The 20,552-nt window shown below is 75.0% G+C and carries 23 protein-coding genes; 10 read left to right on the top strand and 13 right to left on the bottom strand.

What is annotated here, in order from left to right; translation table 11 throughout:
- Nucleotides 1–84 precede the first annotated feature (84 nt).
- Entirely contained in the window at nucleotides 85–567 is a 483-nt protein-coding gene (gene greA / locus ACN9MS_RS15410; RefSeq protein ID WP_426309353.1) for a transcription elongation factor GreA, read from the top strand.
- An 84-nt stretch (nucleotides 568–651) separates the two neighbouring features.
- Here the strand turns inward: greA and ilvA are convergent, their stop codons facing one another.
- From ilvA to ACN9MS_RS15425, 3 genes are all read right to left on the bottom strand, one after another.
- Nucleotides 652–1,917, bottom strand: a complete 1,266-nt coding sequence (gene ilvA / locus ACN9MS_RS15415) for a threonine ammonia-lyase (RefSeq protein ID WP_426309354.1) — start codon at nucleotides 1,915–1,917, stop codon at nucleotides 652–654.
- Nucleotides 1,914–3,209, bottom strand: coding sequence for an AI-2E family transporter (locus ACN9MS_RS15420; RefSeq protein WP_426309355.1), 1,296 nt, complete (start codon nucleotides 3,207–3,209; stop codon nucleotides 1,914–1,916). Before ACN9MS_RS15420 ends, ilvA begins: the two co-directional genes overlap by 4 nt.
- Before the next feature lie 102 nt (nucleotides 3,210–3,311).
- The gene (locus ACN9MS_RS15425) at nucleotides 3,312–4,556 is read right to left on the bottom strand and encodes a cystathionine gamma-synthase (RefSeq protein WP_426309356.1); all 1,245 of its coding nucleotides are present in this window, start codon (nucleotides 4,554–4,556) and stop codon (nucleotides 3,312–3,314) included.
- A gap of 146 nt (nucleotides 4,557–4,702) precedes the next feature.
- Between ACN9MS_RS15425 and msrA the strand changes: the two genes are divergently transcribed.
- Both msrA and ACN9MS_RS15435 read left to right on the top strand, forming a co-directional pair.
- A complete protein-coding gene (gene msrA / locus ACN9MS_RS15430; protein WP_047232060.1) occupies nucleotides 4,703–5,377 on the top strand; it encodes a peptide-methionine (S)-S-oxide reductase MsrA in 675 nt (224 codons plus the stop codon).
- A 137-nt stretch (nucleotides 5,378–5,514) separates the two neighbouring features.
- The gene (locus tag ACN9MS_RS15435) at nucleotides 5,515–6,351 is read left to right on the top strand and encodes an aldo/keto reductase (protein WP_426309357.1); all 837 of its coding nucleotides are present in this window, start codon (nucleotides 5,515–5,517) and stop codon (nucleotides 6,349–6,351) included.
- 4 nt (nucleotides 6,352–6,355) lie between these two features.
- Here ACN9MS_RS15435 and ACN9MS_RS15440 read toward each other — a convergent pair whose 3' ends face one another.
- A complete protein-coding gene (locus ACN9MS_RS15440; RefSeq protein ID WP_426309358.1) occupies nucleotides 6,356–7,606 on the bottom strand; it encodes an acyltransferase family protein in 1,251 nt (416 codons plus the stop codon).
- Between the two features lie 50 nt (nucleotides 7,607–7,656).
- Here ACN9MS_RS15440 and ACN9MS_RS15445 point away from each other — a divergent pair, with 50 nt between their 5' ends.
- Both ACN9MS_RS15445 and ACN9MS_RS15450 read left to right on the top strand, forming a co-directional pair.
- Entirely contained in the window at nucleotides 7,657–8,484 is an 828-nt protein-coding gene (locus ACN9MS_RS15445) for a CPBP family glutamic-type intramembrane protease (RefSeq protein WP_426311910.1), read from the top strand.
- Between the two features lie 35 nt (nucleotides 8,485–8,519).
- On the top strand, nucleotides 8,520–9,005 hold the full coding sequence (locus ACN9MS_RS15450; protein ID WP_426309359.1) for a hypothetical protein: 486 nt from the start codon (nucleotides 8,520–8,522) through the stop codon (nucleotides 9,003–9,005).
- A 6-nt stretch (nucleotides 9,006–9,011) separates the two neighbouring features.
- On the opposite strand, the gene ACN9MS_RS15455 is transcribed toward ACN9MS_RS15450, so the two are convergent.
- From ACN9MS_RS15455 to ACN9MS_RS15475, 5 genes are all read right to left on the bottom strand, one after another.
- A complete protein-coding gene (locus ACN9MS_RS15455) occupies nucleotides 9,012–9,851 on the bottom strand; it encodes a phosphatase PAP2 family protein (protein ID WP_426309360.1) in 840 nt (279 codons plus the stop codon).
- A gap of 85 nt (nucleotides 9,852–9,936) precedes the next feature.
- Nucleotides 9,937–10,593, bottom strand: a complete 657-nt coding sequence (locus ACN9MS_RS15460; RefSeq protein ID WP_378234335.1) for an SRPBCC family protein — start codon at nucleotides 10,591–10,593, stop codon at nucleotides 9,937–9,939.
- The gene (locus tag ACN9MS_RS15465; RefSeq protein ID WP_426309361.1) at nucleotides 10,590–10,985 is read right to left on the bottom strand and encodes an ArsR/SmtB family transcription factor; all 396 of its coding nucleotides are present in this window, start codon (nucleotides 10,983–10,985) and stop codon (nucleotides 10,590–10,592) included. Before ACN9MS_RS15465 ends, ACN9MS_RS15460 begins: the two co-directional genes overlap by 4 nt.
- A 23-nt stretch (nucleotides 10,986–11,008) precedes the next feature.
- Nucleotides 11,009–11,614, bottom strand: a complete 606-nt coding sequence (locus tag ACN9MS_RS15470) for a GNAT family N-acetyltransferase (protein WP_426309362.1) — start codon at nucleotides 11,612–11,614, stop codon at nucleotides 11,009–11,011.
- Nucleotides 11,611–12,504: a LysR substrate-binding domain-containing protein gene (locus tag ACN9MS_RS15475; protein ID WP_426309363.1), complete on the bottom strand. Its 894-nt coding sequence runs from the start codon at nucleotides 12,502–12,504 to the stop codon at nucleotides 11,611–11,613. The genes ACN9MS_RS15470 and ACN9MS_RS15475 overlap by 4 nt, the downstream gene beginning before the upstream one ends.
- A 54-nt stretch (nucleotides 12,505–12,558) precedes the next feature.
- On the opposite strand from ACN9MS_RS15475, the gene ACN9MS_RS15480 reads away from it, so the two are divergent.
- Nucleotides 12,559–12,939: a DUF5997 family protein gene (locus ACN9MS_RS15480; protein ID WP_378234340.1), complete on the top strand. Its 381-nt coding sequence runs from the start codon at nucleotides 12,559–12,561 to the stop codon at nucleotides 12,937–12,939.
- Between the two features lie 4 nt (nucleotides 12,940–12,943).
- On the opposite strand, the gene ACN9MS_RS15485 is transcribed toward ACN9MS_RS15480, so the two are convergent.
- Entirely contained in the window at nucleotides 12,944–13,333 is a 390-nt protein-coding gene (locus ACN9MS_RS15485) for a SelT/SelW/SelH family protein (protein WP_426309364.1), read from the bottom strand.
- 30 nt (nucleotides 13,334–13,363) lie between these two features.
- Nucleotides 13,364–14,758 (bottom strand): DUF2252 domain-containing protein, encoded by a 1,395-nt coding sequence (locus tag ACN9MS_RS15490; RefSeq protein ID WP_426309365.1) that lies wholly within the window; start codon nucleotides 14,756–14,758, stop codon nucleotides 13,364–13,366.
- A 140-nt stretch (nucleotides 14,759–14,898) separates the two neighbouring features.
- Between ACN9MS_RS15490 and ACN9MS_RS15495 the strand changes: the two genes are divergently transcribed.
- Nucleotides 14,899–16,128 carry a class I SAM-dependent methyltransferase gene (locus ACN9MS_RS15495; protein WP_426309366.1) on the top strand — a complete coding sequence of 410 codons (1,230 nt, stop codon included), beginning with the start codon at nucleotides 14,899–14,901 and terminating at the stop codon, nucleotides 16,126–16,128.
- Between the two features lie 64 nt (nucleotides 16,129–16,192).
- Here the strand turns inward: ACN9MS_RS15495 and ACN9MS_RS15500 are convergent, their stop codons facing one another.
- Nucleotides 16,193–16,603: an FKBP-type peptidyl-prolyl cis-trans isomerase gene (locus tag ACN9MS_RS15500; RefSeq protein WP_087469658.1), complete on the bottom strand. Its 411-nt coding sequence runs from the start codon at nucleotides 16,601–16,603 to the stop codon at nucleotides 16,193–16,195.
- Between the two features lie 140 nt (nucleotides 16,604–16,743).
- Here ACN9MS_RS15500 and ACN9MS_RS15505 point away from each other — a divergent pair, with 140 nt between their 5' ends.
- The 3 genes from ACN9MS_RS15505 to ACN9MS_RS15515 all read left to right on the top strand — a co-directional run bounded on the left by ACN9MS_RS15505 (nucleotide 16,744) and on the right by ACN9MS_RS15515 (nucleotide 18,983).
- Nucleotides 16,744–17,631 carry an alpha/beta fold hydrolase gene (locus ACN9MS_RS15505; RefSeq protein ID WP_426309367.1) on the top strand — a complete coding sequence of 296 codons (888 nt, stop codon included), beginning with the start codon at nucleotides 16,744–16,746 and terminating at the stop codon, nucleotides 17,629–17,631.
- Complete coding sequence (locus ACN9MS_RS15510) at nucleotides 17,624–18,214, top strand: TetR-like C-terminal domain-containing protein (RefSeq protein WP_426309368.1); 591 nt, start codon at nucleotides 17,624–17,626, stop codon at nucleotides 18,212–18,214. The genes ACN9MS_RS15505 and ACN9MS_RS15510 overlap by 8 nt, the downstream gene beginning before the upstream one ends.
- Before the next feature lie 76 nt (nucleotides 18,215–18,290).
- Complete coding sequence (locus ACN9MS_RS15515) at nucleotides 18,291–18,983, top strand: hypothetical protein (protein WP_426309369.1); 693 nt, start codon at nucleotides 18,291–18,293, stop codon at nucleotides 18,981–18,983.
- A 78-nt stretch (nucleotides 18,984–19,061) separates the two neighbouring features.
- On the opposite strand, the gene ACN9MS_RS15520 is transcribed toward ACN9MS_RS15515, so the two are convergent.
- Nucleotides 19,062–20,471 carry a cystathionine beta-synthase gene (locus ACN9MS_RS15520; protein WP_426309370.1) on the bottom strand — a complete coding sequence of 470 codons (1,410 nt, stop codon included), beginning with the start codon at nucleotides 20,469–20,471 and terminating at the stop codon, nucleotides 19,062–19,064.
- Between the last annotated feature and the right edge of the window lie 81 nt (nucleotides 20,472–20,552).

A 20,552-nucleotide genomic window follows, 5' to 3' on the forward strand; every position in this document is an offset into this window, starting at 1 on the left:
GCGAACGCACGCGCCCCGGCTGCCCGTACCCGTACGGCCGTGCGACCGACCCGGCCGTCGACCATGGAAAGGAAGGAGCGAACCGTGACCGACACCACCGTCACCTGGCTGACCCAGGAGGCGCACGACAGGCTGCAGGCCGAGCTCGCCCACCTGTCCGGCGAGGGCCGCACCGAGATCGCGGAGCGCATCGCCGCCGCGCGTGACGAGGGCGACCTCAAGGAGAACGGCGGCTACCACGCCGCACGCGAGGAGCAGGCCAAGAACGAGGCCCGCATCCGTGAGCTCACCGAGAAGCTGCGCAACGTGCAGATCGGCACGCCGCCGGACGACGGCATGGTCGAGCCCGGCATGGTCGTCACCGCGCTCGTCGCGGGCGACGAGATGACGTTCCTCCTCGGCTCGCGCGAGATCGCCGGCACGACCGACCTCGACGTGTACTCGCCCACGTCGCCGCTCGGTGCCGCGATCGGCGGCAAGACCGTCGGCGACGAGACGAGCTACGCCGCGCCGAACGGCAACGAGATCGCCGTGAAGATCGTCGCCGCGAAGCCCTTCGAGGGCTGATGCGCCACCGGCGGCCGCGCCGCCGGTGAGACGAGAGAAGTGGCCCCTCCGACGCACGTCGGAGGGGCCACTTCTCGCTTCGCGTCAGAGGCCGGGCGAGCCACCGTCGCTGCGCTCGACGCGGTAGCCCTCGGAGCGCAGGTGCGCGACGAGCTCGTCGCAGTGCTCGGGGCCCTTGGTCTCCACCTGCATGCGCACCCACGCCTCGCCGATCGCGAGGCCCACGTCGGTGCGGTCGTGGTCGATGTGCATGATGTTGCCGCGCTTGGTCGCGATGACCTCGAGCATGCGCGCGAGCGCGCCGGGGCGGTCGTCGAGCAGCACCTGGAGCTGGATGTACCGGCCGGCCGCCGCGAGGCCGTGCCGCACGACCCGCAGCAGCACGAGCGGGTCGATGTTCCCGCCGGACAGGACGACGACGACGGGCCCCTCGACCGGGTCCGCCGCGCCCGCGTCGACGGCAGCCGTCCCGGAGAGGAGCGCGGCGACGCCGGTGGCCGCTGCGGGCTCGACGAGCAGCTTGGCGCGCTCGGCGACCATGAGCAGCGACCGGGAGATCTCCTCCTCGGTCACCGTGCGGACCTCGACGCCGTGCTGCGCCAGGATCCCGAACGGCACCACGCCGGGCGTGCCGACCGCGATGCCGTCGGCCATCGTCGCGGCGAGCCGCGCCGTCGTCGGCTCCCCCGCGGCGAGCGAGCCCGGGTAGGCGGCGGCACGCTCCGCCTGCACCCCGATCACGCGCACGTGCGGCGCCGCCTGGGCGAACGCCCCGGCGAGGCCCGCGACGAGCCCGCCACCGCCGAGCGGCGCGATCACGGTCCGGACGTCGGGCACCTGCTCGAGGATCTCCAGCGCGATCGTCGCCTGACCGGCCACCACGTCGGGGTGGTCGAACGGGTGGATGAAGACGGCCCCCGTACGGTCGGCCTCGGCGCGCGCGGCGGCGAGCGTCTCGTCCACGTCCGCGCCGACGAGCCGGACCTCGGCGCCGTACTGGCGCGTCGCCGCGACCTTGGGCAGCGCGGCGTCCACCGGCATGTACACGACGGCGCGGATGCCGAGCAGACCGGCCGCGAACGCGACGCCCTGCGCGTGGTTGCCGGCGCTCGCCGCGACGACGCCACGCGCCTTCTCGTCGTCGCCCAGGCGCGCCATGCGCACGTACGCGCCGCGCACCTTGAACGACCCGGCGCGCTGAAGGTTCTCGCACTTGAGCAGCACGCGGACGCCCGCGGCCTCGCTGATGGCGCGCGTCGTCTGGACCGGGGTGCGGTACGCGACGCCGTCGAGCAGGCGGGCGGCGTCGCGGACGTCGTCGAGCGGGACCGGTACCGGACCCGAGGTCACCGCACCTCCCCGGGCGCGTCCTCCACGGGGCCGGCGTCGTGCGGGCCGGCGACGGCGGAGTCCTCGCCGGCACCCTCGCGGGTCCGACGGCGCGCGCCCACGTCCTCGAGGTCCGCCTCCGCGCGCGCGATGACCGGGGGCTGCGGACTCCCCCGCACCACGACGCGGTCGTCCGTCCCGAGCTCGGGGAACTTGTCGTGCCCGTGCAGGTAGAGGACGACCGTGTTGAGGACCGCGGCGATGGGGACGGCGAACAGCGCGCCGACGATCCCCGCGGCGAAGCTGCCCGCCGCGACGACGAGGAGCACGGCGACCGGGTGCAGCGAGACCGCGTGGCCCATGAGGAACGGCTGGAGGATGTGGCCCTCGATCTGCTGCACGAGCAGCACGATGCCGAGCATGACCAGCGCCTGCACCCACCCCTGCGCGACGAGCACGACGAGCACCGCGATCGAGCCCGTGACGATGGCACCCACGATCGGGATGAACGACCCGACGAACACGAGGATGCCCAGCGGCAGCGCGAGCGACGGGACGAAGAACGCCGCGCCGATCCCGATGCCGACGGCGTCCACGGCGGCCACGAGGATCTGCGTGCGCGTGTACGCGGCGAGCGTCACGATGCCGCGGCGGCCGGCCTGGTGGACGTTGTCGCGCGCGCGCAGCGGCAGCAGGCCGACGACCCACGACCAGATCGTGCGCCCGTCGAGCAGGAAGAAGAACGTGCAGAACAGCGCGATGAGGGCGCCGGCGACCACGTGGCCGATCGTCGTGGCCGCGCCGAGCGCACCGGAGACGATCGAGTCCTGGTTCTCCGAGACCGCGGTCCCGGCCTGGTCGAGCCAGTGCGAGATCGTCGTCGAGTCGAGACCGAGCGGGCCGTCGGCGAGCCACTCGGTGAACTGCTCGAACCCCTCGACCGCCTGGTCGCGCAGGTCCTGGAAGCCGCTGACGATCTGCTGCCCCGCGATCGCCACGAGCCCCGCGACGACGACGATGAGCGCGATGAGCGACGCGCCGGACGCGAGACCGCGCGACATCCGCAGGTGGCGCCGGAAGAAGCGCTGGACGGGCGTGAGCAGCACGGTGAGCAGGAGCGCCACCGCGATGGGGACGACGATCACCTTGAGCTGCGTGACGAGCCAGAGGCCGGCCGCGATCGTCAGCCCGATGAGCAGCAGCCGCCACGACCAGGCGGCGGCAGAGCGCACCGAGTCGGGCACCGCCGCCGCGCCGGGGCGGCCGGGAGGAAGCGGGTCGGGGGTGCTGTGCTGGTCCGTCTGCGCGCTCACAGCGCAACCCTAGGTGAGCGACCCTCCGCTCGCGGCGCTGAATACCCGCGGCGCGCCCGGTGTGCGCAGGATCTCCCCACCGCCCGGCGGGGCGTGCCCGTGCTACCCCAGCGCCTGGGTGAGGTCCGCGACGAGGTCCTCGACGTCCTCGATGCCGACGGAGAGGCGGACCAGGTCGTCGGGGACCTCGAGCGCCGTCCCGGCGACGGAGCCGTGCGTCATGCGGCCGGGGTGCTCGATGAGCGACTCGACGCCGCCCAACGACTCCGCGAGCGTGAAGACCTGGGTGCGCGCGCACACGTCGAGCGCCTTCGCCTCGCTGCCCGCGCGGAACGAGACCATGCCGCCGAACCCGCGCATCTGGCGCGCCGCGAGCTCGTGCCCGGGGTGGGACGCGAGGCCGGGGTAGATCACCTCGGTGACCGCGGGGTGGGCCGCGAGGAAGTCCGCGACGGCCGCCGCGTTCGCCTGGTGGCGGTCCATGCGCACCGCGAGCGTCTTGAGGCCGCGCAGCGTGAGCCACGCGTCGAACGGCCCGGCGACGGCGCCCGACGCGTTCTGGTGGAACCCGACAGCGCCCGCGACGTCGGTCCCGCCCGCGGGCGACGCGAGCCCGCCCGGGAGCTGCGCGCCCGACGCCACGACGAGCGCTCCCCCGACGACGTCGCTGTGCCCCCCGACGTACTTGGTCGTCGAGTGCACGACGACGTCCGCGCCCAGCGCGAGCGGCCGCTGGAGGTACGGGGTCGCGAACGTGTTGTCGACGACGAGCAGCGCCCCGGCGTCGTGCGCGACGCCCGCGAGCGCCGCGATGTCGGAGACCCCGAGCAGCGGGTTGGTGGGCGTCTCGACCCACACGACGCGCGTCTCGGGGCGTACCGCGGCCCTGACGGCCTCGACGTCCGTGAGGTCGACGGGCGTGTGCTCCACGCCCCACGGCCCGAACACCCGGGCGATGAGCCGGTACGTGCCGCCGTACGCGTCGTCGGGCACGATCACGTGGTCCCCGGGGCGCACGACGGCGCGCAGCAGCGTGTCCTCCGCCGCCAGGCCGGACGCGAAGGCGAAACCGCGCGCGGCGGGGGAGCCGTCCGCCGTCGGGGCGAGGCCGCCGGACTCCGCGGCCGCGAGCGCCTCCTCCAGTGCGGTGCGCGTCGGGTTCGCGGAGCGCGAGTACTCGTAGCCGCCGCGCAGCCCGCCGACGCCGTCCTGCTTGTACGTCGAGACCTGGTGGATGGGCGGCACGACGGCGCCGGTCGTCGCGTCCGGGTCCTGGCCCGCGTGGATCGCACGCGTGGAGAATCCGGTGGTGGTCCAGTCGGGGTGCTCGCTGCTGGCGTCGCTCATCCGCCCAGCCTACGGCGCGGTCCACGGCCGGGCAGGCGGTCGCGCGGGGCCGGAACACCGGCCGCCCCTGCCGCGTTCTACCCCGTGCCAGGATGATGCGTCGTGGGCCAGCGCCCCGGTCGTCCGGGCAACTCAGGAGGTAAGCGATGAACTCGATCTTCGACGCGATCTTCGGCTCGTCCGGCAAGACGACGATGATCGCCCCCGAGGACGCGCTGCCCGGGCGCCAGTCGCCCGTGCTGCAGACCCCGCGTCCCCACACCGTGCTCGGCACGTCCATCACCGGTCCGTGGCCCGAGGGCACGCGCGTGCTCTACCTCGCGATGGGCTGCTTCTGGGGTGCCGAGGAGATCTTCTGGCAGGTCCCCGGGGTGGTGAGCACCGCCGTCGGGTACATGGGCGGCACGACGCCGAACCCGACCTACGAGGAGGCGTGCACCGCGCGCACCGGCCACACGGAGACGGCGCTCGTCGCGTACGACCCGACGAAGGTCTCCGAGGAGGAGCTCCTCAAGATCTTCTGGGAGCGTCACGACCCGACGCAGGGCTACCGCCAGGGCAACGACGTCGGCACCCAGTACCGGTCCGCCGTGTACTGGACGACGCCGGAGCAGGAGCAGGCGGTCCGCGACACCGCGGCACGCTACTCCGCGGTGCTCGAGGCCAAGGGCTACGACCCGGTGACGACCGAGATGCGCCCCGCCGCCGAGGCCGGGCCGTTCTACTACGCCGAGGACTACCACCAGCAGTACCTCGACAAGAACCCGAACGGCTACCGCTGCCACGCGACCACGGGTGTCCCCTTCCCGAGCGCCGCGTAGCACCCGCCGAGAGGTGAGAGGTGGCCCCCGGTCCCTGCGGATCGGGGGCCACTTCTCGCACTCGCCCGGGCGCAGGTCCCGGCGCCCCCGGCCCGTCGGCGTGCGTGCCGCGCCGGGCCCGACGCACGATGGGGCCCATGACGATCCCCACCCTCAGCGCCCAGGACGGCACGACGATCCCCGCGATCGGGTTCGGCACCTACCGGCTGGGCGGTGAGGAGGGGGCGGAGACGATCGCGCGTGCGATCGACACGGGCTACCGGTTGATCGACTCGGCGTTCAGCTATGAGAACGAGGGCGCCGTGGGTGCGGCCGTCCGCCGTGCGGACGTCCCGCGCGACGACGTGATCGTCACGTCCAAGCTCCCCGGTCGCCACCACGCGCACGACGACGCGGTCCGCACCGTCGAGGAGTCGCTCTTCCGCACCGGCCTCGACCACATCGACCTGTACCTGATCCACTGGCCGAACCCGCGCGTCGGGAGGTACGTCGAGGCGTACGAGGCGCTCGTCGAGTGCCGCGAGCGCGGGCTGGTCCGCCACGTGGGCGTCTCGAACTTCCTGCCCGAGCACCTCGACGCGGTGATCGCCGCGACGGGCGTGACGCCGGTCGTCAACCAGGTCGAGCTGCACCCGTACTTCCCGCAGGCCGCGCAGCGGGCCGCGGACGCCGAGCGCGGGATCGTCACCGAGGCGTGGAGCCCGATCGGTCGCGCGAGCGACCTCCTGCGCGACCCGGTCGTCACGGCGGTGGCCGCCGCGCACGGCGTCTCCCCCGTCCAGGCGATCCTGCGCTGGCACGTGCAGCTCGGCGTCGTGCCGCTGCCCAAGGCGTCGTCGCCCGAGCGTCAGCGCGAGAACCTCGACGTCTTCTCGTTCGAGCTCACGACCCACGAGATGAACGCCCTCACGGGCCTCGCCCGGCCGGACGGTCGCACGAACGACCAGGACCCGGCGGTGTACGAGGAGCTGTGACGGCTCAGGCACGCATGCCGAGGAGCACGCGGGTGACGCGCGTGCGCCGCACCAGCAGGTCGTAGACCGCCAGCAGCACGCCGAGCGACGCCACGACGATCACCACGTACTTCGACGCGGCGGGCAGGTCCCATCCCACGACCGTGTAGGCGACCGCGACCACGACCGGCTGGTGCAGCACGTACAGCGGCAGCACCGCCGCACCGAGGTAGGCCCAGGCCCGACGTCGCCACGGACGGACCGCGGCGGCGCCTCCCCGGGCGGTGCTCGTCACGCGCAGGGGCGCCGCCGCAGGAGGGGCGGCCACCGTGCGCCGTCGCGCGCCCCACCGGTCCAGGAGCCCGAGCAGCGCGAGCACCCAGCACCACCCGGCGACGCCGTAGAGGAACCGGAACGCGACCGCGCCGACCCCGCGACCCGTGAACGCGTCGACCTCGCCCGCGGGTCCGAGGAACAGCACCATCCCCACCGCGAACGCCCCCAGTCCGACCAGCCCGGCCAGCGCCGCGTCCCGGCGTACCGCCGCCCGGAACCGCTCGTCGGACGCGAGCGCGAAGCCGCCGAGGAAGAACAGCAGGTACCCCCAGCGGCTCCAGGCGGCGAAGCCCTCCTCGAGCTCGTGCGCCGCGCACACGACGCCGACGACCACCGCCGGCGCGAGCACCGCCCCCTTCGCCCCCACCGCCCGGGCGAGCCGCCCGCGCGTCCGGCGTGCGACGTCGTCGGGCACGAGGCGCACGAGTACGGCGAGCACGAGCGCCCAGGTGAGCAGCAGCACGAGGAACCACAGGTGACCCGTCTCGAAGTGCTCGCCGTCGAGCACGAACGGGACGTCCCCGGGCTGGAACCGGACGTCGAAGAACCGCGGCCAGAACGCGAGGTACGAGCCGGTCCACGTGCCCTCCGAACGCGCCCGGAGGAACTGCGGGACGGGCAGGAGCAGCACGAGCGCGACGAGCAGCGGGACCCCGATCCGGAGCACGCGCTCCCGGACGAACCCGCCGGGCCCGCGCGACCGCACCGAGTGCCACGCCCCGATCCCCGCGATCACGAAGAGCAGCGGCATCGCGCACACCACGACCGGCGCGACGACGAACGTCGTGAGCTCGGTGGTCTCGACGTTCTTCACGTAGAAGTCGTCGCGCGCGTCGAACACGAGCGCGGCGTGGAACAGCACGAGGCCCACGACGACGACCGCACGGACCGCGTCGAGCTCACGCCGCCGGTCCGGTCGCCGCTCGGGCCCTCGCTCCACGCCTCGCATCATGGCACCGTGGGCGGGTGACGTCACCGGCCCTCGCTCCCCTGCCCGACGCCGCCCGACCGCCCTGGGCGGTCGGCTCGCCGCTGCGGCTGCTCGCCGCGGTGCTCGTCTCCGGCTCGGCGGTGCTCCTGTTCGCGGTGCACGTGCGCCCGCTCGGGTACGTGCCGCTCGTGCTCGGCGTGGCGCTGGGGCTCGCCGTGGACCGCCGGCTCGGGCGCGACCTCGCGCTCGTCGGCAGCGGCATGGCGATCATCTCGACGATCTCGCTCGAGGCGGACCTGTCGGACGCCGGGATGGTGCGCTTCGCCGTCGTGCTGTCCCTCGCGGTGCTCGTGCCGTGGGCGCTCTCGCGGTTCGTCCTCCACGAGGACGTCATCCGGTTCCCCGTCGCCACCGGGCGGCGCTGGACCCGGGGACAGATCGTGTACCTCGTCGTGGTCGTCCTCGCGGGGTACCTGATCCTGCCGTTCTACTTCATCGGGTCGGGCGCGTACCTCAACTGGCCGGAGATCACGGGCGGGCAGGAGATCGCCCGGCTGTTCGTCGGGGTCAACGCGGTGGGGATCTGGGACGAGCTGTTCTTCGTGTGCGTCGTGTTCGCGCTGTACCGCGAGCACTTCGGCCTGTGGACGGCGAACCTGCTCCAGGCGGCGGTGTTCGTGTCGTTCCTGTGGGAGCTCGGGTACCGCGAGTGGGGACCGCTCCTCACCGTCCCGTTCGCGCTCGTGCAGGGCTGGATCTTCTCGTGGAGCAAGTCGCTCACGTACGTCGTCGCGGTGCACCTGCTGTTCGACGTCGTGGTGTTCGCGGTGCTCGTGCACGCCCACCACCCGGAGCTGTTCGACGTCTTCGTCACCGCGCCGCGCTGACCGTGGCCGGAGGCCCGTGCCGGTACGGTGCCCGCATGACCGGACGACGAACCGGCCCCCGCCCCGACCTCGTTCCCCTCGTGCTCGCAGGCCTGTGCCTGCTGGGCGTGCTGTGGCTGTGGGTGCTCCCGGGCTTCCGGGTCCAGGCCGCGACGCCGTTCGGCGAGACGGCGCGCGTCGAGCTCGCCGCGGGCGACCACACCGTCTACGCCGACACCGGCGCCGCCTGGAGCGAGGTCCGGTGCGAGGGCACCGGACCCGACGGCGAGGACGTCGGGCTCCGCGTCTCGATGTCGCAGCAGGACCTCCGCGTGCCCCGGCACTGGCGCGCGCAGTCCTCGTTCGCGAGCGACGCCGGCAGCGTGACCCTCACGTGCCGGTCGGAGGGCACGACGACGGACGGCACGTTCGCCGTCGGGCCGTCGGTCGACCTGTCGCAGGCGGCGCTCGGCACCGTGCTGCTCGTCGCCGCGGTGGTCCTGGGGGTGGTCGGGATCGCCCGCGCCCGACGCCGTCCCTGAGGCTCCTCAGGCGGGCCGCGCCAGCAGGACCTTGCGGACACCGTCCACGCGGCACGCCGCGGTGACCGCGACCGTCGCCGGACCGGCGAGGACCGTCACGGCCGCGACGACGACCGCCACCCCGACGGCCGCACCCGCGACGACGTCGTGCGGGAAGTGCACGCCCTCGGCGACCCGCGCGGTGGCGACCGCGACGGCGAGCGCCACGGGCAGCACGACCCACACCGCGACCTCGCGCAGCGGCGACCGGTAGGCGTGCCGGGCGGGCACCGCCCCGGGGACGCGCACGGCGGGCGCACCGGCCAGGACGACCGCCGTCGCGAGCGCGAACGCGATGGCGGTGTGGTTGCTGGGGAACGACCAGTCCCCGGCAGCGGGGCAGTGCGCGACCTCGACGAGCTCCCAGCACCCCCGGGGTTGGCGGACCAGGGACTTGACGGCCTCGCTCGCCGCGTAGGCCGCGACGGCGCCCACCCCGGCGACGAGCGTCGTCGCGACGGCGGACGCGCCCGCGCGACGCGAGCGCCACGCGACGACCGCGCACAGCCCGAGGAGCACGAGCACCCCGCCCTCCGCGACCAGCCCGGACCCGGGCAGCTCCGCGGTCCGCGCCGTGACCGCGAGGTAGAGCGCCTCGCTCGGGCCCCGCAGGAGCCGCGCGACCAGCACGACGAAGGCCGCCCCGACCAGCCACGACACCGCGACGAGGACCTGGCCCGCGACCCGGGACGACGCGCCCTCTGGCGGCTCCGGCAGCACGCGCGGACGCGCCGTCGGACGGGTCGCGGCGGGGGCGTCGGGGCGGTCGAGCAGGGTCGAGGGACGGGACGAATCGGGCGGGGTCATCGCACGAGGGTAAGCCGGGTGAACGGCAGGTGAACATCCGACCCACGGGGGATGTCCGCCGCCGGCCGTCCCCCCGGGGCCGGACCTACCGCGCGTCGGGGGTGTCGTCGGCCGGGACGTAGAACGCCGTCGTGGCGGCGACGCGCGCGGCGACCTCGTCCGCGCCCAGCCCGTCCGCCTCCGCGAGCGCCGCTCCCCACGCCTCGCTGCTCGCGACGTTGAACGCGCGCAGCTCGGGGCTCGCGAGGACCTCCTCGGGATCGAGCGGTCCGGCCCCGTCGAGGTGCAGCCCGAGGCCCAGCAGCGCGCCGTCCCAGCCGACGCCGACGGCCCCCGGGCCGTACACGTCCCACATCTCCGGCGGCACGACGGCGGTGTGCTCGAGCGTGAGGGTCGTGCCGCCGTCGGGCGCGGGCGCGAGGCGGAGCTCGACGACCGACGAGTCCTCCGGTGTCGGCGGGCCCATGACCCAGGTGAGCCGGAGGAGGTTCGGCGCGTCGCACGCGCGGATCTCTCCGCCCGCGTTGCCCTCGACCTGGTAGGTGCCGCCGACCCGGAAGTCGCCCGTGACCGGCAGGAACCAGCGCGGGATGCGCTCGGGGTCGGTGACGGCGTCCCACACGTCCTCGACGTCGGCGGGGTAGGTCCGCTCGATCGTCAGGACGCGGGCCTCGCCCGCGGGGAGCGTTCCCGTCCCGAGGGAGCGTCGCGCGGACTCGAGCTCGGCGATGAAGTCCTTCATGCTGTCCTCCTGGTGGTGTCGGTCGGGCGTCCGGTGCCCTCGTCGGCGGCCTCGGCCCGTCGCCGCTCGCGGGCGCCGCGAGCGAGCTCGGTGCCGAGCGCGTCGAGCCGCTGCTCCCAGAACCGGCGCAGGCCCGCCGCCCACTCCTCGACCTCGTCGAGCGCCGCGGGGTCGAGCGCGTAGAGGCGCCGGGTCCCCTCGGGCCGCACGGTCGCGAAGCCGCTCGTCCGCAGCACCTTGAGGTGCTGGGACACGGCCGGCTGGCTGATCCCGAACTCCTCGCCCACGAGCGCGGCGAGCTCCCCCGCCGGTCGCTCGCCCCGGGCGAGGTGCTCGAGCAACCGGCGCCGGACCGGGTCGCCGAGGACGTCGAACGCTTCCATGGTGACCATGTTTCATCGCCTGCTTATATAAGTCAAGGACTATCTAGAGTCGTCGCCATGATGCGCTGCGGCCCGGCGTTCCCGCCGAGGTAGGCACCGCGGTCCGCCAGGCCCGCGCGGGCGTAGGCGCGGCGCCCCGCGGCGTTGCGCTCGTTGACCGTGAGGACCAGGGCGGCGTACGGGTCAGCCCGACGGCGCACGCGCGCCAGGTCCGCGACGGCGGCGGGGAGCAGGGACGCCACGCGCGTGCCGACCCCCGCGCCCTGCGCGGCGACGTCGACGAGGAATCCACGGAAGAGCACCACGTCCGCCGAGGCGGCACCACCGAGCAGCGCCACGACCTCGTCGGGCGCACCGCCCGGGTGCAGCACCCCGAGCGCGACGACGGCGCCCCCGGCGGCCCGGGCGACCAGGAGGTGCCGGTCGGGGTCCGCCAGGGCCGCGTCCACGACGTCGGTGGCCGGCGGGACGAACGCGTCCTGCCCGGGACCGAGCCGCAGCGCGCGGGCGGCCGCCAGGAGGTCGTCGCGATCGGCTGCGGGCACGGTGTCGAGCAGCACGAGCTCGAGCGGGAGCTCGGCGCGGGGGTCCGACGACGGCGGGTCCGAGACCGCACGGGCCCCGGGCCGGGCGGTCACCGCCGCTTCCCGCCCTTCCCGCGCGAGCCGCGTCCCTTCGAGGGGCCACCGCGCCCCTGCTTCCCGGCACCGGCACGCCCGCTGCCCGACCCTCCCCGGCCGCCGGAGCCACCGCGCGAGCCCTGGTTCGCGGGTCCGCCGCGGCCGCCCTGCGCACGGGGCGTCGCGGTCTCCTCGGGCACGGCCACGGTGCGGCGACCCCGCGAGCTGTTGACGGTGCGACCCCGCACGATCCCGACCATCTCCTCGACCAGCTCGTCGTCGCGGTCCGCGACCCACGCGAGCGCGACCGGGGCGGTCGGCGCGTCGTCGAGCCGCCGGTACGTCACGTCCTTGCGGTGGTGCAGGCGCGCGAGCGACTGCGGCACGACCGCCACCCCGACGTTCGCCGCGACGAGCACGACGGCGTCACCCGTCGTCGCCGGACGCTCGACGGCCGGCCGCCCCGGGGGCTCCGGCGCGTCGTCCGCGGCGCCGGGCTCGCCCGCCCACGGCACGACGTCGTCGAGCGGCCGCAGCAGCACGTCGTCGGCGAGGTCCGCGAGCGCGACCGGCTCCTCGGGCTCGAGCGCGGCGAGCAGGTGGTCGCGCGAGACGAGCACGACCGGCGCCTCCTCGTAGAGCCGGATCGCGCTGAGCACGTCGCGATCGACCGGCAGGCGGAGGATCGCGGCGTCGGCCTCCCCGTCGCGCAGCGCGCGCTCGGCGTCGCCCGCCTCGACGGCGACGAGGTCGAGCGGCACGTCGGCGAGGCGCTCGCGCCAGGTGCGCACCCACTTCGCCGGGGTCGCGCCCGGCACGTACGCGAGCCGGAACCGCCGCACCGCACCGCCGTCGTCGGGGGTCTCGCCGTTCGTCACCTCGGGGGTCGTGCCCGCGTCGTCGTCCACCCGACCAGCCTAGGCGCGCCGCCGACACCCGACCGGCCGACTACCCTGGAGCCCATGACCCCCAAGCAGTCCGCGCAGACCATGAAGCCCGCCACCGCGGCGAAGAAGCTCGGGGTGTACCTGCCCGCCACGCCGCCGGAGTTCCAGGAGGGCACGATCACGCGGGCCCAGCTCGAGGAGCTCGAGAAGAACCCGCCGGAGTGGCTCGCGGACCTGCGCCGCAACGGCCCCCACCCGCGACCCGTCGTCGCAGGGCGCCTGGGCGTCTCCATCTCCGGCCTCACGCGCGGCGGGCTCACCGAGCCGCTGACGACGGAGGAGATCGACGCGCTGCGCCAGGACCCGCCCGCGTGGCTCGCGACCGAGCGCGAGGTGCAGAAGAAGGTCCGCGCCGAGGAGGAGCGGCTCGCCGCCGCCCGCACCAAGAAGGGCTGAGTCCTCAGCCCTCCGGCGGCGCCTCGCCGCCGGACCCTGACCGGGCGGCGGCCCGGTCGGTGTGCCCGAGCGCGAGGTCCGGGGCGACGGCGTCGCGCACGCGCCGCTTGAGGTCGGGGATCTCGGGGAACCCGCCGTCGGCCTTGCGGTCCCACAGCAGCACGGGACCGTCTCCGGCGTCGAGCGTGACGCGGAAGACGCCGCCCGTCCCCGGCACCAGCGCGACCTCGCCGAGGCGGGTGCGGAACGTCTGGAGCAGCTCCTGGGCGACCCACGCGGCGCGCAGGAGCCACCGGCACTGCGTGCAGTACTCGACCGCGACGCGCGCCGTCCCGCGCGGCGGGTCGGTGGGCGCGGGCGTCTCGGGACCGGGCAGCCCGGCGTCGTCCGTCATGGCGCTCAGCCTACGGTCGGGCGCGTCGTCTCAGGTGCCCCGTTCCGCGGGCAGCCGCCCGCTCGCGACGGCCGCCTCGAGCGCGGCGAAGTCCTGCTCGACGACGTCCGCGTACGCGCACGACCAGCGCGCGATCGCGTCGTCGAACGCGTCGGAGCGGCCGAGGTACCCGTGGGCCACGCGGGTGCCGGGCGACTGGCTGTGCGCGCGGGCGAGCACGCGCCCGCAGAGCTCGCCGTACCGGACGAACTGCGCCGCGGAGAGTCGGTCGAGCTCGACCGACCCCTTCATGTCGCGGAACTGCCGCCAGAAGAAGTCGACGCGGGGCCGCCCCGTGCGACCCGGCGCCTCGACCGTGGTCCAGCCGAGGAACGGGTCCGACTGCGCCTGGAGGATCCGCTGGGCGGCGACGACGCGTCGCCCCTGGGCGGGCACGCTCCCTGCCGGCACCAGTCCCGAGGGGAGCGCGTCGACCATCCCGCCGTAGGTCGCCAGCACGGACCTCGTCGCCTCCTTCACCTGGAGCACGAGGGGTTCCCCCGCGGGTCCCTCGAGCAGCACGATGTAGCAGCGGGTGCCCACGCTGCCGACCCCCACCACGCGCAGCACGAAGTCGACGACCGTGAACTGGCTCAGCAGCAGCCGCGCGTCCGCGCGCAGCGGCTCGCGGTACGCCTCGAACAGGGTCGTGAGCTCGTCCAGGCTCGCGGTGTCCACGTGCTGCGTGACGGGCGGCTGGTCGACGATCCGGGTCCGCCCGTCGGCGGACAGCGCCGTGATCTTCTGGACCACCTGCTCCGACGTGCGACGGCGGGCCTTCTTCAGGGTGCGCTTCAGCTCCAGCCGCCCCTCCTTGAGCAGGAGCGGCTCGATGAGCTCCGCGTCGACATGGAAGGCGTACCGGTCCAACGCGCTGCGGTCGTACGCGGCGGCGAGCGCCTCCCGGTAGCCCCGCGCCGCGCCGCGCGCCGCCTCGCGGCACTGCTCCTCCGACATACCCTTGTCCCGTCCCCCCACGTGCATGCTCGCGGCGAGACGCTTGACGTCCCACTCCCACGGCGCGTCGGACGCCTCGTCGAAGTCGTTGAGGTCGAACAGGACGCGCCGCTCGGGCGACGCGAACAGCCCGAAGTTCGAGACGTGCGCGTCTCCGCACGCGACGACGTGCACGCCGGTCCGCGGGCCGTCGCGCAGGTCGTGGGCCATCGTGGCCGCCGTGCCGCGGTAGAACGCGAACGGCGACTCGAGCATCCGCCCGATCCGCAGCGGGACGAGGTCCTGGAGCCGGTCGCGGTTCTGCTCCTCGATGATCGCGACGGGGTCGCGCTCCGGGAGGAGCAGCTCCCCCTGGGTGCGGCGCGGCACACGGTCACGTAGGGCGCGCCCCGCCGCGCGGGACTCGGCCAGGGTTCGCGGGACGTCCACGGGTGCCTCCTCGCTGTCCGGGAACCGCACAGTAGCGCTCGCGGCGGCGCACGGCACGGCGACGCCGGGTGAGGTTCGGCGGAGCGACGGCGCAGGCGCGACCGGGCGGGGAGCGTCGTGCCGTCGGGGAGACTGGACCGGTGACGACCTCCCCGCCCGACCTGGCCGCGCTGCTCGCGCGCCTGCGTACCGACGACACCGGCCCGGACCGCGAGGACGCCCCGGTCGCCGTGGACCCCGCGGACCGCCTCCTGCTCGACCTCCTGCTCGACGAGGCCGCGCCGCGGCTCGCGGGCGCCGGGCCGGAGGCCGTGGCGGTCGTCGACGACCGGTACGGGGCCCTCACGCTCGGCGCCGCGCTGCTCACCGCCGCGGCGACGACCGAGGACGGGCCGGCGTCGGGAGACGGGCGCGCTGCGAGGGTGCGCGTCCACCAGGACGCGTGCACCGCGGAGGCCGCGCTCGACGCGAACGCGGCGGCTCTGGGACTGACCGGCGCGTACGCGCGCCACGGTCTGGGGACGGGGCTGCTCGCCGGGGCGCGTGTCGTGCTGCTGCGCCTGCCCCGAAGCCTCGCGGCGCTGCGCGACGTCGGGGAGCACGTCGCGCGCGAGGCCGACCCGGACGTGGTGCTGTTGGCGGGCGGACGCGTCAAGCACATGACCCGCGCCATGAACGACGTCCTCGGCGAGTCGTTCGCCGACGTGCGCGCGAGCCTCGCGCGCGGCAAGTCCCGCGTGCTCGTCGCGTCGCTGCCGCGCCCTGCGTACGGCGGGTTCACCTACCCCGTGACGACCGACCTGCCCGACGTCGGGCTGCGGGTCGCGGCGTTCGGGGCGGCCTTCGCGGGGGCGGGCCTCGACCTCGGGACGCGGTTCCTGCTCGAGCAGCTCGGCGCCGCTGCCACGGACGGGTCGGCGCCCGGGAGCACGGGCCCGAGCGACGTCGTCGACCTCGGCTGCGGGACGGGCCTGCTCGCCACGTGGGCGGCCCGGCGCTGGCCGGAGGCGCGCGTCGTCGCGGCGGACCGCTCCGACGCGGCGGTGCGGTCGGCGGCGCTCACGGCGCGGGAGAACGGGGTCGGCGACCGCGTGCGCACCGTGCGCGACGACGCGGGCACGACGCTGGCCGACGTGAGCACCGACGTCGTGCTGCTCAACCCGCCGTTCCACGACGGCGCGGCCCTGCGCACCGACGCGGCGCACCGCATGTTCGCGACGGCGGGGAGGGTGCTGCGGCCGGGCGGGGAGCTGTGGTGCGTGTGGAACTCGCACCTGCGCTACCGGCCGGCGCTGGAGCGCGCGGTCGGGCCGACGACCCAGGTCGCGCGCGGCCCCCGGTTCACGGTGACACGCTCCACGCGCCGCTGAGTGCTGGGTCTTCGTCGTCGGGACGGCTCGGCGGCGGCGAATACCCGGCACTCAGCGGGGGGTGTCACTGGACGTCGACGACGTCCACCACGAAGACGAGCGTGTCCGTGCCCGCGATGCCGGCCTGCGGCACGCCGCGCTGGCCGTAGCCGTGCTCCGGCGGGATCGAGAGCAGCACGCGCGAGCCGACGTTCTGGCCCACGAGGCCCTTGTCCCAGCCGCCGATCACGGCGCCGACGCCGATCGGGAAGGCGATCGTGTCGCCGCGGTCGTACGAGTTGTCGAACACGTGGCCGCCCCACGCCTGGCCGAGGTAGTGCACGACGATGTTGCGCCCCGACGTGACGGCCGGGCCGTCGCCCTCGCTGAGCACGACGACCTGGAGGCCGCTGGGCGCGTCCGTCTCCGGGAAGGTGAGCGTCGGCTTGTCGCCGAAGGATCCGGATGCGGTCGGAAGGGTGGGCTGGTCGGTCACGAGGTTGCCTCTCGTCGGGTGCAGGAAAGGCCGCGCGGACGCGGGTCTCCCTACCCTACGCGGGTCGCTCCGGGGCGGCCGGGGGGTGTCCTCCACCCGCCCTCTTGCCAACTCTGGCTAATGGCATTAGCCTTGGGGCTATGAACACGAGCCAGCGATCCACCGTGCACCACCTCACCCGGGCCGAAGGGCGTCTCGCCTACACGGACGCCGGCACCGGCCCCCTCGTCGTCGCCTCGCCCGGGATGGGCGACCTGCGCGCCACCTACGACGACGTCGCCCCGCACCTCGTGGCCGCGGGCTACCGCGTGGTCGTCGCGGACCTGCGCGGCCACGGCGACAGCGACACCACGTTCTCGACCCACGGCGACGAGGCGACGGCGTCCGACTACGTCGCGCTCGTCGAGCACCTGGACGCGGGTCCCGCCGTCCTGCTGGGGAGCTCCATGGCGGCGTCGGCCGCGGTGATCGCCGCGGCCGAGCGCCCCGACCTCGTGCGCGGGCTCGTCCTCCTCGACGGGTTCCTGCGCGAGCCGTCGTCGCCCGCGAAGCTCCGTGCGATGCGCGTGCTCTACCGCCTCGCGCTCGCCCGGCCGTGGGGCGCCGCGTTCTGGGCGTCGTTCTACGGGTCGCTGAACAAGGGCCGCACGCCCGCGCGCCTCGCCGACCACCAGGCCGCGATCCGCGCCAACCTCTCCGAGCCGGGGCGCCTGCGCTCGTTCCGGGACCTCACCCTCCAGCTCGACCACCGCGTCGTCGAGCCGCGCGTCGCGCACGTCGAGGCGCCCGCGCTCGCGATCTTCGGCGCGCTCGACCCCGACTACGCAGACCCCGCGGCCGAGGCCGCGTGGGCCCAGGAGTCGCTCGGCGCGACGACCCTCGTGCTGCCCGAGGTGGGCCACTACCCCCAGCTCCAGGCGCCGGAGGAGGTCGTGGCCGCGACGCTCGCGTTCCTCGCCGACCTGCCCGACGCCGCCGCGCGCCCGAGCGACGCGCGCACCGAGGGGTCGGAGAGCACCCGTGGCTAGGGCGGGGCTCTCGCACGCGGCGGTCGTGGGGATCGCCGTCGACCTCGTCGACGCGGGCGGCCCGACCGGGTTCGCCGACCTCACGCTCGCGAAGGTCGCCGCGCAAGCGGGCGTCGCGACGCCGAGCCTGTACAAGCACGTCGGGTCGCTCGCGGCCCTGCGGCGCGAGGTCGCCGTGGTGTCGGTCGAGGACTACACGCGGGCGCTCACCGACGCGACGGTCGGGCTCGCCGGGCCCGACGCCGTCGCCGCCCTCGCGCACGCGACCCGGCGCTACGCGCGCGCGCACCCGGGCCGGTACGCCGCGGTCCAGGTGGCGCCCGACCCCGACGACCCCGCCGACGCCGCGCTGTCCGCGGCGGCCGGGCGCAGCGTCCAGGTCGTCGGCGCGGTGCTGCGCGGCTTCGCCCTCCCCGAGGACCGCACGATCGACGCGATCCGGTCCGTGCGCGCCAGCCTGCACGGATTCGTCGCGCTCGAGCTCGGCGGCGGCTTCCGGCTCCCCGACGACCTCGACCAGAGCTTCGAGCTCCACGTCCGCTCGATGCTCGCCGGTCTCGCGGCGCTCACCGGCGGCTCCTGACCGCGCGCGCCCGTCCTACACCGCACACCGGACCGGGCGGACACCCACCCGTTCCCGCGAACCCCCGGAGGCTCCCATGAGCTCGACCACCACCGCAGCGCCCGCCACGCCTACGTCGTCGACCTCGACCCGACGCCTGACCGCCGCCGCGCTCGTCGCAGCGGGTGCGGGCTTCGTCCTGTTCCCCGTGCTGCGACCCTGGCCGGACGAGGCGCGCCCGACCGCCGAGCTCGCCGCCGCGTTCGCGTCCGACCGCTGGGTCGTCGCGCACCTGTGCGGCATCCTGGCGATCGGCCTGCTCGCCCCGGCGCTCCTGGGCCTGCGATCGACGGTCGCCGCCCGGGCCCCACGGCGCACGGCCGATCTGCTCGCGTCCGCGACGGGACTCGTCTGGGCGGGTGGATTCCTCGCCGCGCTCTTCTTCGGTGCGGAGATGTTCGGCATCCAGGCGATCGCGAGCGCGGCGACCTCCACGAGCGACCCCGCCGCCACGGGGTTTCTCGACGTCGTGACGGACCTGCGCGCGGGATCCCTCGCCGTCACGCTCTTCGGCGCGGGGCTGATCCTCCTCGCCGCAGGCGGCCTGCTCGCCGCCGTCGCGCTCCGCGGCGTCGCGCGCTGGTGGTTCACCCTGCCGTTCACCCTCGGCCTCGTCCTGCTGCTGCCGCAGTTCTGGGGCAGTCCCGGACTGAGGGTCGCGCACGGCGTCCTGCTCGGCGCCGGGTGCGTGCTGCTCGCCGTCGTGGCTCTTCGCCGACCACGACCCTGATCGCTGCCGAGCACGACACGGGGTCGCCATCCACGGGATGACGACCCCCTGGTCGTGCTCGGCGGGTGCCGGGGAGAGTCAGCGCGCGGCGACGAACCCCAGGAGGTCGTGCCGCGTGAGAACGCCGACCGGGTCGCCGTCCTCGACGACGAGCAGCGCGTCGGCGTCGTGCAGCGCGGCCCGGACGGCCTCGACGCCCTCGCCCGCGCCGATGAGCGGGAACCGGGGCTCCATGTGCTGGTCCACGCGGTCGGCGAGGGACGCGCGGCCGGAGAACACGGCGTCGAGCAGCTCGCGCTCGCTCACCGATCCCGCGACCTCGCCGCTCTTCACCGGCGGCTCGGCGCCCACCACCGGCATCTGGGAGACGCCGTACTCGCGCAGGATCTCGATCGCGTCACGCACGGTCTCGCTCGGGTGCGTGTGCACGAGGTCGGGCAGGCGCCCGTCCTTGGCGCGCAGCACGTCGCCCGCGGTCACGCCCTCCTCGTCGGGCAGGAACCCGTACGACCGCATCCAGGCGTCGTTGAAGATCTTCGACAGGTAGCCGCGCCCGCTGTCGGGCAGCAGGACCACGATCACGGCCCGGGCCGCGGCCTCCGGGTCCGCCTCCTCGAGCCGGCGCGCGAGCCGCAGCGTCGCCTCGACAGCCATGCCGCACGACCCGCCGACGAGCAGGCCCTCCTCGCGCGCGAGGCGCCGCGTCATCGCGAACGAGTCCGCGTCCGTGACGGGGATGACCTCGTCGGGGACCGTCGGGTCGTAGGCGGCCGGCCAGAAGTCCTCCCCCACGCCCTCGACGAGGTACGGGCGCCCGTCGCCCCCGGAGTACACCGAGCCCGCCGGGTCGGCGCCGACGACGCGCACGCGGCCGCCCTCGGCCTCCGCGCGGTCCGCCGAGACGTCCTTGAGGTAGCGCCCGGTGCCGGTGATCGTGCCACCCGTGCCGACGCCCGCGACGAAGTGGGTCACGCGGCCGTCCGTGTCCGCCCACACCTCCGGCCCGGTGGACTCGTAGTGCGACGCCGGACCGTTCGGGTTCGCGTACTGGTTCGGCTTCCACGCGCCCGGGATCTCGCGGACGAGGCGGTCCGACACGGAATAGTAGCAGTCCGGGTGGTCGGGCGCGACGGCGGTCGGCGTCACGACGACGCGCGCGCCGTACGCGCGCAGCACGTCCCGCTTGTCCTGGCTCACCTTGTCCGGGCAGACGAACACGCAGTCGTACCCCTTGCGCTGCGCGACGAGCGCGAGGCCGACGCCGGTGTTGCCGGACGTGGGCTCGACGATCGTGCCGCCCGGAGCCAGCTCTCCCGACGCCTCTGCGGCCTCGACCATCTTCAGCGCGATGCGGTCCTTGACCGAGCCGCCGGGGTTCACGTACTCGACCTTGGCGAGGATCGTCGCGCTGAGGCCTTCGGTGACACGGGACAGCCGGACGAGCGGGGTACCGCCGACGAGCTCCGAGACGTGCTCTGCGTATCTCATGCCTCGATCATCCCCGATCCGCGCGGCGCGCGTGTGTCGTTCGACCCCTCAGCGCCACGACGGAGGGAATTTCCGTACGGT

Source organism: Cellulosimicrobium sp. E-16, assembly GCF_049913115.1.
Classification (GTDB): domain Bacteria; phylum Actinomycetota; class Actinomycetes; order Actinomycetales; family Cellulomonadaceae; genus Cellulosimicrobium.

Excerpts from the sequence above, each read along its gene's own strand:
- ACN9MS_RS15520 (WP_426309370.1), bottom strand. The coding sequence starts at position 20,471 with ATGAGATACGCAGAGCACGTCTCGGAGCTCGTCGGCGGTACCCCGCTC.
- ACN9MS_RS15515 (WP_426309369.1), top strand. The coding sequence starts at position 18,291 with ATGAGCTCGACCACCACCGCAGCGCCCGCCACGCCTACGTCGTCGACC.
- msrA (WP_047232060.1), top strand. The coding sequence starts at position 4,703 with ATGAACTCGATCTTCGACGCGATCTTCGGCTCGTCCGGCAAGACGACG.
- ACN9MS_RS15455 (WP_426309360.1), bottom strand. The coding sequence starts at position 9,851 with ATGACCCCGCCCGATTCGTCCCGTCCCTCGACCCTGCTCGACCGCCCC.
- ACN9MS_RS15460 (WP_378234335.1), bottom strand. The coding sequence starts at position 10,593 with ATGAAGGACTTCATCGCCGAGCTCGAGTCCGCGCGACGCTCCCTCGGG.
- ACN9MS_RS15505 (WP_426309367.1), top strand. The coding sequence starts at position 16,744 with ATGAACACGAGCCAGCGATCCACCGTGCACCACCTCACCCGGGCCGAA.
- ACN9MS_RS15465 (WP_426309361.1), bottom strand. The coding sequence starts at position 10,985 with ATGGTCACCATGGAAGCGTTCGACGTCCTCGGCGACCCGGTCCGGCGC.
- ACN9MS_RS15450 (WP_426309359.1), top strand. The coding sequence starts at position 8,520 with ATGACCGGACGACGAACCGGCCCCCGCCCCGACCTCGTTCCCCTCGTG.
- ACN9MS_RS15485 (WP_426309364.1), bottom strand. The coding sequence starts at position 13,333 with ATGACGGACGACGCCGGGCTGCCCGGTCCCGAGACGCCCGCGCCCACC.
- ACN9MS_RS15480 (WP_378234340.1), top strand. The coding sequence starts at position 12,559 with ATGACCCCCAAGCAGTCCGCGCAGACCATGAAGCCCGCCACCGCGGCG.
- ACN9MS_RS15435 (WP_426309357.1), top strand. The coding sequence starts at position 5,515 with ATGACGATCCCCACCCTCAGCGCCCAGGACGGCACGACGATCCCCGCG.
- ACN9MS_RS15425 (WP_426309356.1), bottom strand. The coding sequence starts at position 4,556 with ATGAGCGACGCCAGCAGCGAGCACCCCGACTGGACCACCACCGGATTC.